We start from the raw sequence: 13,587 nt of genomic DNA on the forward strand, positions 1-13,587 counted from the left end.
ACCGTTAGGTCGGTGCCGTTGGAAATGCCGAGTGAACGCAGCTTGCGATAGAGCGTGGCACGGCCGATACCGAGCACCCGTGCGGCCTCCGCCCGGTTGTTGTCGACACTGAGCAGGGCGTCAATGATCAGGTCACGTTCGGACTGCTCCATCGGCGTCAGCTTGCGCCGGTGAGCCCTCTTCATCAGCCACCCCGGGAGATCCGAGACCTGGAGCTGGCTGCCCTTCGCCTCCGCCAGCGACACGGCGAGCACGTCACGTAGCTCGGCGACGTTGCCCGGCCAGGAATAGCGCATCAGCACCTGCCGTGCCGGCATCGCGCAGGTGACCACCCGATCAGGCGCGATCTCGGCGAGCAGCTCCGGCACGATATCGACGATGTCGTCCGGCCGCTGGGCCAGCGGTGGCAGCCACAGTTGATGGGCGAAGCCGGCGATCGTACGCACCACGGTGTCGCGCGGATCATCGGTGCACGTCACGATCAGCCGCATCGGGCCCTCTGCGTTCCGCACCAGCTCCCCGAGTTCGGCACGTACCGGGACGGTCAGCTTGTCTATCCGCCGGACGATCACGGATTCACCCGCGGCGAGCGCACTGCGGCAGCGATCCGGCAGCGAGCTGTGCGAGGTACCACGCTCCTGTTCCGCATCGAAGATCCGCAGCCCGCCGCCGCGCATGGACGCCAGCCGCTTCGCGGCCCATAGTTTTCCGGTGCCGTCCTCGCCGGTGAACGCGACGGGTTCGTCGTTGTCCGCCAGCTTGGTCATCCGCTCGATCAGTTTGTTCCACTGAACGCTGCGTCCCGCCTTCGCGGGCTCGGAGCTCCGGGTCCGGGGGGTGGTGAGCGGCGATGGCCTCGACCGCGGCGTCAGGTCTCGTACCGCCCTCTGGGTGAACTCGGGATTCAGGCGCAGGACCACTCCGGCATCGATGCCGGAGTGCTCCGCGATGAGCGTCATCCGAAACGAGTAGCGGCCAGCCGAGAGTTCGGCTACCCCCGTGTCGCGGCGATGCCGTGCCGCGATACCCGCCAATTCCCACAGCATCGCCTGATCGGACGCGTTGACGTGCTCCGCCGCCGAAGTGTTGGTCAGGAACATGTTGGGTCGCATCCCCACCACGGGGCCGCGGTGCACCCGGGATGTCTTGACGAAGCACTCCAGCAGCGCCGATTCCGACGCGGACGCCTGCTGCGCGAAGCGGGTCTCGATGTGCTCAGCGACCTCGACGAGCAGGGAGGTCATGAGCGGATTGAAGTCCGTGGCCAGGCAGCTGAAGTCGAGGACTCCCTCGATCGTGCCCCGGACCGGATTGCGAATCGGCACCCCAACGCACGCGAACGGGAACAGCCGCTCCGCGAAGTGCTGCTCCCCGCTGATTGTCACCACGCGCGCTTCCTCCAGGGCAGTTCCGACGCCGTTCGTGCCCGCGAACTCCTCGGTGAAACCGAAGCCCAGCGCGATGCGCGCGTCATCGAGCGGGCCGTACAGGGACTTCGCCCCGACCCAGCGGTGGATGATCCGGGCGTCGGGGTCGGCGAGCACCAGTGCGTGGCGCATGTTGGACATCGTGCCGACCAGTCGATCGAGCACTGGCTCGGCCGCCCGGAGGAGCCTGCTGTCGTCGTCGATGTGGTCGTCATAAGGGAGGCTGAGCTCAGCCTCCCGCGCCACACCGCAGGCAGAGGAGCGTTGCCAGGACCTTTCGATGACCGGGTCCATCCCGGTTTCCGGATCCTCGGCGACCAACGTACTCATCGACACCACACCCTCTCCAGCCTGCGGCATGCATCTCTAGCTCATCAATTGTCCAGGTCGGTGACCCGGGCGCCAGCTCGTCGTCAAACAGCCACTACTCGGCAACCCCCCCTGGGCACTTCCGGGCTCAGGAATCGGCCCACTTCGCACCACAGAGCGCGTAGACCATGGTGCAGACCTCGTTGCTGCGGTTGCGCCACGCATGCCGGGTGCCGCGCTGCACGACAATCGTTCCCGGGGTGATCAGCTGCTCCTGGCCGTCATCGAGTTCGAGGTAGATCTCGCCGGACAGGCAGATGCCGTAATCGATGGTCTCGGTCGTGTGCATTCCGGGATTGGCCTCCTCGAACGCCCCGATGAGACCCGGCTGCGCCGCCTCCGGATCAGGCGCGTCTCCGTCGCTGTCCGCATCGTCAGCGGCGCCGGCCGGCGGCCAGTGCACGACGCACAGCCGGGTGCCGGTGCCCTCGGGGAAGAAGGGAGCGAACACCGGCTCGTCGCTGCCGCCCTTACCAACGGTCACCGAACCGTCGTCAGGGGTTCCCCAGACGTTGCCGATGTCCATGCCGCCCGCCGCGGCGAAACGCGGCGTTCCCACCGAGGTGAAGACCGCTTTGCCTTCGTTGTTCACTCCGGTGACAACGCGGGTGATGCTCATCTCTGCCATCTGCTGATCGCTCCTCTTGCCAGTCCCTGACGCCACCCCGGCGCCCGATGTGACCCAAATTACAAACGATCGGAACTACCGCGGTGTATCACTCTGAGACACTGCCGCGAACTGAGGTTGACCCCAGTTGCGTGGACATCCCGATGACCAGCTTTGCGCCGACAGAAGCAGGGCCACCTGCGCGCGAAAGGGCCTTGCCTGCACCCCCTCCAGGAAGTCCGCGCCGGGCTCGGAGACCAGGCGGCGGCCGGTCCGCTCCGAGAAGCCGAGCCGCCGCGCCAGTTCCTCCGGTGAGTTTGCGGGCCGTGCGCAGGAACACGAAGGGCCCCAACGGGTTTCCGGTGGCGCCCTTCGCGGCCGGTCTAGAAGTAGGCGATCTCGTCGGCGGTGAGAGTGCGGCCGGTCGTGGCCTCGACCAGCGCCGTCTTGGCGGTCGCGAACTCCTCGTCGGAGCCGTTGGCGACGGCGGCGGCGTAGTCCGCGCGCAGAACCTCGATGCTCTTGCCTGCCATGTCTTTCCCCTTTCGTTGGCGTGCCCCAACTATACAAAAGTATTTTGTAATGTGTCAACCCCTGGGCAGCTGAACCCGAAACCGGGGCTGCGCGAGGGGACGCATCCGAACCACACCCCACTCGGGACGTGCCATCACCGCAGGTCAACCCGAGTTCGTTGATTCAGCGACGCCAGTCCGACAAGGTCCGCCGACACCGAACACCCCGCAGGCTGCGATGCCGCGACCCGGCTCGCCGACACCGATCTGCCGCAACCGTCGGCACAGCATCCGCCATGTTCGTGACCACCGGGCACCGGGACGTGCCATCACCGCAGGTCACAGCGCCGAAAGACCTCCGTCCCCGCACCCGAACAGGTGCGGGGACGGATTCGAGCCACAGCGCACGGCTACCTCGTCACTGCGGCCGGTACTGCTGGGTGCGGGCAATGCCGTCGTCGTAGTCGTCGACGTACTCCCCGCCCCCGCGCGTGTACATGCCACCGACGCGATCGGGGTCGTAGGCCATGAACACCACATCGGGGCGGCCGTCGTTGAAGGTCCGGAAGGTGTCGTAGTCCCAGCCATCGGGGGCGTAGTCGTCGTTCCACTTCAGCCGCGCGACCGGCACGAACCCGGCTTGGGCGTAGAGCTTCGGCAGGACGGTGTCGAAGCAGTCCAGGCGGCGGCCGCCGAGCGCGGTGGCCTGCGAGAGCATCGATTGCACGGCCTTCGGGTGCGCACAGTCCTTGTGCGCGAATGCGGAGACGATCTCGTCGTCTTTGAGGGCGACTCCGGCCTTTCCGTCGTCGGTGACCAGCAGCCGCATTTTCCGGTATTCGTCCTCGTCGTAGACGTACACCGACGCCGCATAGGGGTTCTTCTCGGTCAGCTCGAGCATCCGGGCGCGATAGACACCGGAGTCCGCCGCGGCCAGTTCGTAGAGCGTCGGTGCCGACATCCCGGCCGAGGTGAAACGCTCGCGCTCGGCGTCGGACAGGGTGTGCTCGGCGACCGGGGTGATCTGCTGGCCGTCAATCAGAAGCCGAGCGCTTCGGCCTCCTCGATCTCCGGATCGCTCCAGTAGTCCTCGATCTTCTTGCGCTGGTCCTCCGGCAGTTCCGGGCTCCACCCGTACTGCCTCCAGAACTTCTCGCGGCGCTCCTGCGTCATCGGTTCCTCGTTGTGCATCGTCGGTTCCTTCCTCGTCGGTCTGTCCTGCGCGGGCGCGGCGCAGCGCGTCGGTTTGCTCGGCTCGTAGCCTCTCAGCGTCTCGCAGACGCGCGGTCAACGCGTCCCGGTCGGTCGGGTCGGTCGCGACCGTGATCGCCTCGCGGAGTTCGTCCTGGCCGCCGGGAGTGGAGTCGAACAACGCCAGGGTCTCGGCGAAGTCGGCCTCGGCGGCGGCGAGGCGACGTTGCAGCCGCGCGTGAGCCGGGTACTCGGCCAGCCGCGCGCGGGCGGTGGCGACGCGCGCGGCGACCTGGTCGAGGCGCTGGCGCATGTGCGGGGTGCAGCGCGGTCCAGGCTTGGGCTTACACATCGGCGGCCGCCTGGGCGGTGACCGTGTCGATCAGGGCGGCCAGCGCCCGGCCGAGCCGGTCGACGCGCGCGGGGTCGGGGGTGCGCGGGTCGGTGAGGTAGACATCGCGGCGCAGCTCGATCATCACCGAGGTGACGCGCTCGTCGTGGCCGTAGTGGCGCAGCGGCACATAGGTGCCCGCGTAGGGGGTGTTCTCGGCGATCTCGGTGATCTCGGGCAGGGACGCGAATGCGCCACGGGTGGCCTCGATCAACCAGGCCGGGGTGTGGACCGGGTCGGTGCCGATGCACAGCGCGGGGCGTGCGGCGGTGGGGTCCTCGAACCCGGACGGGGTGGCGGGGTACGAGTGCAGGTCGATGATCACCGCGCGCCCGCACACGCGCAGGCGCTCGGCGACCGCTGCGGTGACTGCGTCGGCGTAGGGACGGAAATGAGCGTCGAGCAGCTGCTCGGCGCGCGGGTAGGGCTCGGGGCGCAGCGGCGTGCCGGTGCAGGTGCGGGTGTAGACCGCACCCCGGCCGAACGCGGTGGCCGGCTCTCCGGCGTCAGGGAAGCGTTCGGGGTCGATCACCAGGCGCGATGCCGTGTTGACCACAGTGGTTGGCCGCTGCCGGGTGCGGCGCACCGCTGCCGCTGCGATCTCGTCGGTGGCAGTGTCGGTCGCTTCGTCGAGTTCGGCGGCCAGCTCGACATCGGTGACGAGCAGTTCCGCGCGCAGTTCGGGTGGGATGACGCGTGAAGCGTGCGGGACGTGGATGAGCACCGGAGACCGATCGTCTCCCGGTGTGACGAGCGCAGAACTGGGCACTTCTCCCCCTTCTCGGTGGTGGACTCTCAGCGGACCGGGCGCAACAGCAGGGCCCGGGGACGCGAATTGTCCTCGAGGTGAAGCGATTCACCAACCGGGTACCGGTGAGGCGCGGCGCTGTGTGCGGACGCGCGCAGACGGGTTCCCGCACGATCCAGGTACTGCCGATCGAATCGCCGAAAGCGAACCGGTGGTGACTCCTAGTCGTCGGCGCCGGCCCGGTCACCGGCTGCGCGATTTCGGACCGCACCGGCAGCGATACCCCGCAGCGCGGCGCGCCCGCTCGGCCTCCGCCACGCGATCGATACCCCGACCAGGGTCACGCAGCCGAAAGCGAGTTCAGCCAGGTAGTAGTAGCCGCGGATCTGCGACCACACCGCAGCTACGGCCTCGAAATGGCCGACCGCCAGAGCCGTCACCAGCGCGATGGGCCACGCGAGAAGAACTACCCGGCGCAACCCGGCTCCGAGTCTGCGGTAACGCGCAGCCACGGACTCGGCAATCACGGACTCGGCAATCACGGGCTCGGCGATCGCGGGCTCGGCGATCGTCATGCACTGAGCGTTCTCCACGGCTCTCTCCGTTCGCATGTGGTTCCCCTTCTCGGTAGTGGACTAGCGGCGGGCCGGGCACGACAGCAGGGCCCGGGGACGCGAATTGTCCTCGAGGTGAAGTGATTCACCAACCGGGTACCGGTCAGGCGCTGCGCTGCTTGCGGGCGCGCACAGCGGATTCCCGCACGATCCAGGTACTGCCGACGCGGATCGCCGGAAGCGTGCCGGTGGTGATCGCCTTGAGGACGGCCTGGCGGCTGATGCCGAGTGCGTCGGCGGCCTCCTGGACCGACACCAGCGGCGGGACCTCGATTGCGTCGATGAGGCGGTCGAAATCGTCGGTGGGCAGCACGCGCAGCGAGCGCAGCGGCCACGGGTAGGTCTCAAGGATGGCCAGGGCGGTGCTGGTGGCCTGGCGGACGGTGTCGGCGGGGATGGTGAACACCACCTCGGCGTGGCCGAGTTCGGAGCGGGAGGCGGCACCGCTGTAGTCGGCGATGGGGTCGAGCAGCGCCTCGGCGGTGTCCTCGTCGAAACTCGCGTCGAGTTCGGCAACGACGTTGAACTGCTGGGGCTGGGTGGTCACGACGGGTCCTTTCGTGTGGTCGGGTGTGGTGGTGGACAATGAGGCCGGGCCGGGGGTGGTTCCCACACCCCCGGCCCTTCCCTGTTCAGCGGCGCGGTGGCCACTCGAATCCGAGCCGCCTCAGCGGCGCGAGCGAGTTGCGGAACGAGTGACGGTCACTCGCGGTGCCCGCGAAGATCGTCACCAGCGCGCCGTCCAGATAGACCATCGGGTGACCGTTCTTCGCGCGTCGAATCACGAATCCCGCCTCCTTCAGGGCCTTGAGAACGACTCGGGTGTCCTTGTCGATCCCCTTGAACTTGTCCAATACTTCCACCTCCGTTGTTGTTTGACAACTTGAATATACATATCAAGTTGTCGTTTGACAACCTGATATGTGCCGGAGGCGGTGACCAGCACGTTCGCCTCGCGCTACAGCGCGAAGTTGTGCACCGCCGCGCGAGCCGGTACACCGCCGGCTCCCCCGAATCCCCAGGACCGGACCGTTTCGCGGACGCGGGCGGGCACCTGCGCGTCGCGGCCGCTCGTGGCGTACCGCGCATCGGTATCGAGCGCGTAGACGCCCAGGTCCGCGTGATGGGCGACCGGGTGCAGGTACCAGGTAGTGCCCTGCGGGGTGCCCAGCCAGCCCTTGGCGAACACCGTCCGCGCGCGGCCGCCGCGCTCGACGGTGGTCACCTCGGTGGCCCACTCGACCGAGACCAGCGCGTACAGCGCCGCGCCGAGCACTCCGATGGCCGTAACCGAGGTCTGCGCGCCGCCGAACGGCTGCACCAGCGCGCCCCGCTGCGGGTGACGCGGGAAACCGTGGACGAATCCGACGACGAGCGCGGCGACCCCGTCGATCTCGGTGGCGAAACCGGTGGGCAGTGCGGTGGCGGGTGCAGTCATGGGTGACCTCCTGTGTGGGGGTGTGGATTTCAGGGTTCGGTCCGCGCGTCAGGCCGCGGCGAGCGCACCGCGCGCGGCGGCGGTCAGCTCGATGTCGAGGGCGTTCGCGCGCGGCACGAGCGTGCCGTCGGCCAGGCGGACGTCGGCGTACCGGCCGCTTTCGTCGGTGTGGTACTTGCCGATTTCGGCGATCTCGGCGCGCACCGGGTCTCCGGCGATGGTGACGGTAACGAGTTCGGCGACAGTGGTTTTCGACATTTTCGTTCTCCTTCGTTCGGCGTTTCCGACAGGCATAACTATACAAATATCTTTTGTATTGTTGCAACCCCGGAAACACGAACGCTGCCTGCCGCCCCTGTCCGGGACGTGTCATCGACGCAGGTCACAGCGACTTTTCGAGCCCCTGTGATCGACAAAAAAATGCCGGGTACCGAGTACGTAACTCGATACCCGGCACGGGGTCGATCAGAGGCCGGCCACCCGCCGGGACATGTCATCCATGCAGTTCAGGGCACATTTTCGGCAACTCGTCGTACGCATCGAGCGCACCGGCAGCCCGGTCGGCGACCTCACCGAGTGCCGGGGCGATGGCCAGGGCGTCGGCGACGGCAGCAGCCAGCCGCCCCATCTGCTCGGCGTCACTGCGCGCCCGCAGCTCACGCGCCTCCTCGAACTCGGCCCGGCGCGCGGGTTCACTCAGCATCCGGTCGAACACCTCGACCCGATGCGCCAGCGCCGCGAGGGTGTTCGCTCCCTTCCGCACATTCATCAGACACGCACCGAGCGCCGTGCGGGCCTGCTCGACCTGCTCGCGGTATTCGGGCCCGGCCGAAGCGGTCTTCAGCTCGTCGCGGAGCCGGATACCGGCCAGAAGATGCTGGGCCAGCTCCCACAGCGCGGCGTCGAGGTCGATCTCGGGCAGCCAGTGTTCGCGGTAGGCGACCGACGCGCGGATCGTGTCGACAGCGGTCAGGGCGCGGCGGAACGGGTCGGCAAGATTCTTCGGCGCAGCGGCAAGATCCACGGTGGTCAGAGCCCCGTACTTCTCCGCCCTCAGTCGGGCGAGGCCGATGGCCCCGCAGCCGAGCAGGAAGGCCGCCATGCCCCCGCCGAAGGCCGACAGCGCGACGATCTGCGTGAGATCGATGCCCTGACCGGCCTCGACGCTGCCGTCGATCGCCGCAAGCGGCCGCTCCGGTGCGGAGACAACGCACGCGACGGTGGCCACCAGACCGAGCGCACTCGCTACTGCCCCGGACGCGGCCACCACGGCCCCGGCCGTGCGCGCGGCGGCCAGGGACTTACGGCGCGCGGCCGGAGCGAGCGCCACCACGTCCTGGAACTCGAGTACACGTTCGTCGACGCTCTTGCGGCGTGACCTGCGCTGCGCCGCAGCCGATCGCGCAGAGCCGGAAGCCGTCATGTTCCCCCTCGTGGTCATTGCACGGCCCCCTCGTCTGCACGTACAGCGGTTCCCTGCACTTCGCCGCGGCGGTCCTCATCGACAGCGCGAGCCGCCAGTGCGGCCAGCCCGGCGACATCGGGACGTCCCTCGGCCAGCAGCATCACCAGCGCGCGGGTCGCCTGGACATCGGCGAGGGCGCGGTGGCCACCGCCGAGCCGGAGCCGGCCACCGATGCCGAGGCCGAGCGCGGTGCAGCGCCGGACCATCACGCACTGCCAGCGGACAGCCTCGGCGAGATGGCCGGGATCGAGGCCCGCACGGTGGCAGTCGTGCAGGACCCGGCCCCGGTCGAACGGCGCGTTGTAGGCCAGGACCAGCCGTCCGGCCGTGACAGCGGTCAGCTGCGCGAACGCCTCCGGCCAGCGCGGCGCACCGGCCAGATCGGCGGCGGTGATCCCGTGCACCGCGTGCGCGCCGGGTTCGATCTCCACCGGGCCGCAGTCGACGAGGGTGTCGAGCAGGACCGCACCGGTCGCGGCATCGATGGCCGCGATCTCGACGATCGAGCCGTCGAATCCGGTGGTCTCCACATCGACGATGCAGGCCACACCGTCGGCGAGCACGGCCTCCGCCCACGCGCGCGGGGACTGGATCTTCTGGGGCACGGGTTTCTCCTTCGCTGCGGTCATGGTGGTCGAGAACCCCGACATCACCGCGAGGGACGCGGATCGTCCACGGCAGCGAGGCGGTAGCCCCGACCGGCGGCGGTGGTGTGCAGACTGTCGGCCTTGATGCTCACGACGCGGCCAGGTTCGGTGACCTGCCCGGTGTCGGTGTCGTGGGACCGGATGACGGTGCACACCACGCGCGCACCGAGCTGGCCGGCGTCGTCGAATCCGTCGACGCGCAGCGTGCGGCGCGAGGTCCGGCGGGGATCGTCGGTCCACAGCTGTCCGATGCGGATCTCGTCGCCGTGGCGGTTGGTGATGGTCTCGGTCATGAAAACCTCTCTTCGCAGGTAGGAGCGTCGTACAGGGCCCGGTGTTCCGGCGCGACAATCTCGAATCCGCCGCTGCCGGTACCTCGGGGTCCTGGTGCGGGCAGACCGTACGCACCGGCTTCTCCAGGCACCGTGTGCCCGCGGCCGGCTCCCTGCCGCGGCCACTGGATCTTGAGCAAATCCGGGCATCTTGAGATCTTGAAACAAAGAATCGGACATCTGACCGATTGCTGAGAACGGGCTACGCCCGGCCTCGCCGAGCTGATCAGTGTCGGGAGGGAATGTGAAGCTGAGAGCCGCATATCTGGTAGGCGCTGCACTCGTCGTCGCGGCGATTGCAGGGGGTGCGGGCGTGATGAATCGCGGCGCCACCGGAACCAACGACTCGACCAGTCACGAAGGGACGATCATGACCAGTTCGGAAGGACCGGATCCGAGCGAGGAGGCGTTGACCGAGGATGACTACGATCCGTCAGCTGAGGATCCGTTCATCGAAGACGGCGAACCCGAAACGTACGAGGAGTTTGCACGGGATGCTGCTGCCGGACAAAACCCGAACGACATGCCGCCGGTAGCTGGCGGCGGGTCTATTACAGTCACCGAGCGCGAAAGTGAACCTCCCCGGTAGACAGACATGCAGGTCAGGCCGGGGTGGGCCTCTTGTGCTTGCGGAGGTTGCCGATCGACGTCACGGCCGCGAGACCGCCGCATTCCTTGCACCAGGCGGAGCGGCCGCGCACCTTCCACTCCCGCATGCGCTTGTGGCTGCACATGCTCGGGTCCTCGACCTTGACCTGCCCGACAGTCCACTCGACCGGCGCGCTGGGGAAGCAGTGCGTGCACAGCAGCGGGCCGTGTGCGGTGACGGCGTCGGCTTCGGTGTCGCCGGACAGCTCCGGCAGCCAGCCGAGCCGCGTCGAGGGCCGCAGGGTGTGGCAGTGGGGGTTGGCGTGGATGTGGCCACGGTCGACGACGTAGAACCTCGGCCACGGCTTCGCCCGGTAGGGAGCCTCGGCGGTGTCGATCTCGGCGGTGACCGCGGCCCGCTCGGCGCGGTACCGGGCGACGCGGTCGATCAGGTACGCGTAGTCCCGCAGGCGCGGAGCCGGATTCGGGGCGTCGAGCAGCTCGACCAGGCGGTCGTAGGCGGCCTGATCGGTCATCGCCCACCTGGTGCGGCCGACCTGGCGGTCGTCGACCGCGTTGTGGATCGAGCGGTAGGTGGCGTCGAGCCGGTCGACGATCTCCCAGCGACGCGCGTGCAGGTCGGCGAGCGCCCGGTCGAGGGCCTTCGGGTCGATCGCGGTGGCCGGGTCGATCGCGGTGGAGGTCATGGTGTGTCGGTCCTCTCGGGGGTGTCGGTCTCGCGGTGGGGCACCTCCCGGGCGCCCTCGGTGGGCGCCCGGGAGGTGCGGCGGTCAGGCCGCGTCGGTCTCGGTGCTGGTCTCGGGCTCGATCACCCGCGCGCCGTCGACGATGCGCACCACCTTCCCGTCGGCGTCGCGCAGTCCGCGGATCTCGCTGTAGGGGACGCGATCGGTCCACGAGCCGCCGACGATCGAGCCGATAGTCACCGACTTCGCATTGACCTTCAGCACCTGGTGGAAGTGCCCGACGTAGCGGACCAGATCGCCCTTGGTGATCACCTCGCGGCTGTAGGCGGTGGCGGTGCCCGCGGCGATCTGCGCGGCGCGCACGCCCTGCCAGTAGGCGATCTCGTCGGCGGTGTGCTCGATCTCGGCGAGTACCCGCTCGCGGTAGTCGCCGGTCGCGGCCTCGTGCGTCTCGACGTACTTCTGCCCGGTCTGGGTGTTCGTGTACAGGGTGCGGGTGTGGCCGTCACGGTCACGTTCGAAGCGGCGCAGCTCGGCGGTCAGCTTCTCGATCCGGCGCGCCACGGTCACCGGCGCATAGCGGCGATCGGTGGTCTCGGCGGCAGCGTCAGCGCGGCCACGCGCGGCCGCGGCCTCCCGCTCGGCTCCCACGGCCTTGCCAAGTGCGTTCCAGGACTTCTCGACCGCGCGGCGGTGCCGCTTTTCGCTGTGGTGGCCGACCTTGATCGGTTCCCCACCCTCGGGCAGCGCCGCATGTGCGGCGGCGTCCGCAGCCCACGCGGCCTCCGCCGTCCCGGCCTTGCGGTCCGCCTTGGCACCCAGAGCATCGACGCGCTCGGCCTGGCGGGCAATCTTGTCCGCCTCGACGCGGGCGGTGGGCCGGTAGTCGTCGTCGATGTCGAGGCCGACGGTGAACCCGGCGGCCCGCAGCGCGGCGGCGGTGGCGGTGATCTGCGGATGCTTGGCGCGCCGGTCCCGGGACTGCGGGATATACCAGGCCCCGAGACCAGCGCCAACGCTGGGCCTTGAGGATCTCGGCGGAGCCGTCGCCGCGCGCGGTGCCGTCGATGAGGGTTCCCTCGGCGTGGGTGTGGGTGATGGTCAGTGCGGACATGGGCGGTCCGTCCTTTCTGATCGGATGTGCGGATCGGGGCCGAGCGCGGCCGGTCAGCGCAGCAGCCGCCATGCCGAACGCGCGGCGCGGGCCCCTGGGACCTTGCGGACGGCGAGAGTGGTGGCGACCTTGGCGGCGCGTTTGCCGTAGACCGAGCCCGCGGAGGGACGCATCGGAGCCACCGGCGCGGCCGGGCGCGCGTCGCCGGTCAGTTCGCGTTCCCACGCGGCGAAGTCGTCGACCGGGGCCGCGGGCCAGGTCGGGGCCTGCGCGCGGCCCGGGCGGGACGTGCGGCGCGCGCCGCGGGGGCTGCGGCCGTGCACCGGGTCGATGTACCGCAGCGGCGTGCGCGCGGCGATCGCCTCGGCCAGGCGCGAGCGCCAGGTCCGGGTCTTGTAGGCGGTGAGCAGGTGCCCGGCCATCCAGACGATGGCCCCGATGGCGAGCAACCGGGCGGCGCCCAGGCTCGGGCCGCTGTGAACAGTGGAGACCAGAGCGGTCACGACCAGCAGTGCGCCGCCGAGGCGACCGACGACGGGGCCGACGGTCCAGATGACCAAGGCGGCCAGAGCGACGAGTGCGGCGGTGATGATCAGCGACATCCGGTTCCCCTTTTCCTGGTGTACCTTTCGGAACGAACTATACAATGATGTTTTGTAATGTTGCAACCCGGGGACCGGGGAGGACGCCGTGACCGCCGCTGTCACCAAACAATCAATCTATGTAATGTCTCCGGTATCGCGCGCCGGGTTCACCACAGTGCCGGCGCCCCGACCGAGAAGGACCGACACCCGCATGGCCAACCCGAACCGACTCACCGCCCAACAGGTCGTCGACCTGGTCAAAGAGCTGACCGGCCGGGAGATCAAACCGGTGACGTTCCACTCCTACGCACACCGCGGCCAGGCCCCGAAGGCCGTCGAGAAGATCGGCAACACCCCCCTGTGGAAGCGCAGCGAAATCGTCGAATGGGCCGAGAACCGCCCCGGCCGCGGCGCACGCACCGACCTACGCCCGACGCGCCGGCGCACCACACCCGCCGACACCGACTGAGCACCACACCCCACGCCGGGACGTGTCATAGCCCCAGCTCACAACACCTTTACGCCGGACAACACAGTGCCCCCGCTCCATCGATCAGAGCGGGGGCACTTCCCCGTTGCGGTAGCTGTTCAGCGGCAATTCTCGACTGGTTGCACCTGAGTAGCCACGAATGCGAAGCCCTCCACCGGACAGCTCGAACTCCACCATTCGAAAGTGACCTCTTGGCCAGGGATGAGCTTTCGGAATCCTTCGATGCCGACTTCACTGAAATGCACCCAACAGCCACCCGGGGTCTGCGCGCAATCGATGACGCCCCAGCCATCTTCACATCTCCAGAATCGGACAGTGCCCCGGGAAGTCACCTACCGATGATGCGGCAATTCCGCGGCGGGC

General features: G+C 68.7%; 20 protein-coding genes. 3 read left to right on the forward strand and 17 right to left on the reverse strand.

All coding sequences use genetic code 11. From position 1 onward, the window contains the following. The 13 genes from RZ1_RS23410 to RZ1_RS23465 all read right to left on the reverse strand — a co-directional run. Positions 1 to 1,757 (reverse strand): sigma-54-dependent Fis family transcriptional regulator (locus tag RZ1_RS23410; protein ID WP_169918080.1); only part of this gene is annotated, 1,757 nt, incomplete at its 3' end. Between the two features lie 127 nt (positions 1,758 to 1,884). Then, positions 1,885 to 2,424 carry a cupin domain-containing protein gene (locus tag RZ1_RS23415; protein ID WP_083583872.1) on the reverse strand — a complete coding sequence of 180 codons (540 nt, stop codon included), beginning with the start codon at positions 2,422 to 2,424 and terminating at the stop codon, positions 1,885 to 1,887. A 362-nt stretch (positions 2,425 to 2,786) separates the two neighbouring features. Further along, complete coding sequence (locus RZ1_RS30670; RefSeq protein WP_169918082.1) at positions 2,787 to 2,936, reverse strand: hypothetical protein; 150 nt, start codon at positions 2,934 to 2,936, stop codon at positions 2,787 to 2,789. Positions 2,937 to 3,333: 397 nt separating this feature from the next. After that, entirely contained in the window at positions 3,334 to 4,458 is a 1,125-nt protein-coding gene (locus RZ1_RS31470) for a hypothetical protein (protein WP_238072345.1), read from the reverse strand. Continuing rightward, on the reverse strand, positions 4,451 to 5,266 hold the full coding sequence (locus tag RZ1_RS23425; RefSeq protein ID WP_072814916.1) for an N-formylglutamate amidohydrolase: 816 nt from the start codon (positions 5,264 to 5,266) through the stop codon (positions 4,451 to 4,453). The genes RZ1_RS31470 and RZ1_RS23425 overlap by 8 nt, the downstream gene beginning before the upstream one ends. A 200-nt stretch (positions 5,267 to 5,466) precedes the next feature. Beyond that, complete coding sequence (locus RZ1_RS23430; protein WP_139281945.1) at positions 5,467 to 5,820, reverse strand: hypothetical protein; 354 nt, start codon at positions 5,818 to 5,820, stop codon at positions 5,467 to 5,469. Positions 5,821 to 5,962: 142 nt separating this feature from the next. Further along, positions 5,963 to 6,406: a helix-turn-helix domain-containing protein gene (locus RZ1_RS23435; RefSeq protein ID WP_072814918.1), complete on the reverse strand. Its 444-nt coding sequence runs from the start codon at positions 6,404 to 6,406 to the stop codon at positions 5,963 to 5,965. 85 nt (positions 6,407 to 6,491) lie between these two features. After that, positions 6,492 to 6,713, reverse strand: coding sequence for a hypothetical protein (locus tag RZ1_RS23440; RefSeq protein WP_072814919.1), 222 nt, complete (start codon positions 6,711 to 6,713; stop codon positions 6,492 to 6,494). A 104-nt stretch (positions 6,714 to 6,817) separates the two neighbouring features. Further along, positions 6,818 to 7,297: a hypothetical protein gene (locus RZ1_RS23445; protein ID WP_072814920.1), complete on the reverse strand. Its 480-nt coding sequence runs from the start codon at positions 7,295 to 7,297 to the stop codon at positions 6,818 to 6,820. A 48-nt stretch (positions 7,298 to 7,345) separates the two neighbouring features. Further along, the gene (locus RZ1_RS23450) at positions 7,346 to 7,555 is read right to left on the reverse strand and encodes a hypothetical protein (protein ID WP_072814921.1); all 210 of its coding nucleotides are present in this window, start codon (positions 7,553 to 7,555) and stop codon (positions 7,346 to 7,348) included. A 235-nt stretch (positions 7,556 to 7,790) separates the two neighbouring features. After that, positions 7,791 to 8,738, reverse strand: a complete 948-nt coding sequence (locus tag RZ1_RS23455; protein WP_139281946.1) for a hypothetical protein — start codon at positions 8,736 to 8,738, stop codon at positions 7,791 to 7,793. Beyond that, positions 8,735 to 9,367, reverse strand: coding sequence for a 3'-5' exonuclease (locus RZ1_RS23460; protein WP_244899378.1), 633 nt, complete (start codon positions 9,365 to 9,367; stop codon positions 8,735 to 8,737). The genes RZ1_RS23455 and RZ1_RS23460 overlap by 4 nt, the downstream gene beginning before the upstream one ends. 44 nt (positions 9,368 to 9,411) lie before the next feature. Next, positions 9,412 to 9,702, reverse strand: coding sequence for a hypothetical protein (locus RZ1_RS23465; protein ID WP_072814924.1), 291 nt, complete (start codon positions 9,700 to 9,702; stop codon positions 9,412 to 9,414). Positions 9,703 to 9,985: 283 nt separating this feature from the next. On the opposite strand from RZ1_RS23465, the gene RZ1_RS30160 reads away from it, so the two are divergent. Further along, complete coding sequence (locus tag RZ1_RS30160; RefSeq protein WP_139281947.1) at positions 9,986 to 10,330, forward strand: hypothetical protein; 345 nt, start codon at positions 9,986 to 9,988, stop codon at positions 10,328 to 10,330. Between the two features lie 13 nt (positions 10,331 to 10,343). On the opposite strand, the gene RZ1_RS23470 is transcribed toward RZ1_RS30160, so the two are convergent. Together RZ1_RS23470 and RZ1_RS23475 are read right to left on the reverse strand one after the other, a co-directional pair. Then, positions 10,344 to 11,036 (reverse strand): hypothetical protein, encoded by a 693-nt coding sequence (locus tag RZ1_RS23470; protein ID WP_072814925.1) that lies wholly within the window; start codon positions 11,034 to 11,036, stop codon positions 10,344 to 10,346. A gap of 84 nt (positions 11,037 to 11,120) precedes the next feature. Next, positions 11,121 to 11,858 carry a DUF3560 domain-containing protein gene (locus RZ1_RS23475; RefSeq protein ID WP_238072404.1) on the reverse strand — a complete coding sequence of 246 codons (738 nt, stop codon included), beginning with the start codon at positions 11,856 to 11,858 and terminating at the stop codon, positions 11,121 to 11,123. On the opposite strand from RZ1_RS23475, the gene RZ1_RS31475 reads away from it, so the two are divergent. Beyond that, a complete protein-coding gene (locus tag RZ1_RS31475) occupies positions 11,748 to 12,065 on the forward strand; it encodes a hypothetical protein (RefSeq protein WP_244899380.1) in 318 nt (105 codons plus the stop codon). The two genes, RZ1_RS23475 and RZ1_RS31475, sit on opposite strands and share 111 nt — an antisense overlap. Positions 12,066 to 12,203: 138 nt before the next feature. On the opposite strand, the gene RZ1_RS23480 is transcribed toward RZ1_RS31475, so the two are convergent. Further along, positions 12,204 to 12,752: a hypothetical protein gene (locus tag RZ1_RS23480; protein WP_072814926.1), complete on the reverse strand. Its 549-nt coding sequence runs from the start codon at positions 12,750 to 12,752 to the stop codon at positions 12,204 to 12,206. Between the two features lie 193 nt (positions 12,753 to 12,945). Here RZ1_RS23480 and RZ1_RS23485 point away from each other — a divergent pair, with 193 nt between their 5' ends. Beyond that, positions 12,946 to 13,203 carry a helix-turn-helix transcriptional regulator gene (locus RZ1_RS23485; RefSeq protein ID WP_072814927.1) on the forward strand — a complete coding sequence of 86 codons (258 nt, stop codon included), beginning with the start codon at positions 12,946 to 12,948 and terminating at the stop codon, positions 13,201 to 13,203. Positions 13,204 to 13,322: 119 nt separating this feature from the next. Here RZ1_RS23485 and RZ1_RS23490 read toward each other — a convergent pair whose 3' ends face one another. After that, positions 13,323 to 13,556, reverse strand: coding sequence for a cold-shock protein (locus RZ1_RS23490; RefSeq protein WP_072814928.1), 234 nt, complete (start codon positions 13,554 to 13,556; stop codon positions 13,323 to 13,325). Positions 13,557 to 13,587 lie beyond the last annotated feature (31 nt).

Source organism: Rhodococcus zopfii NBRC 100606 = JCM 9919, from assembly GCF_001895025.1.
Taxonomy (GTDB): domain Bacteria; phylum Actinomycetota; class Actinomycetes; order Mycobacteriales; family Mycobacteriaceae; genus Rhodococcus; species Rhodococcus zopfii.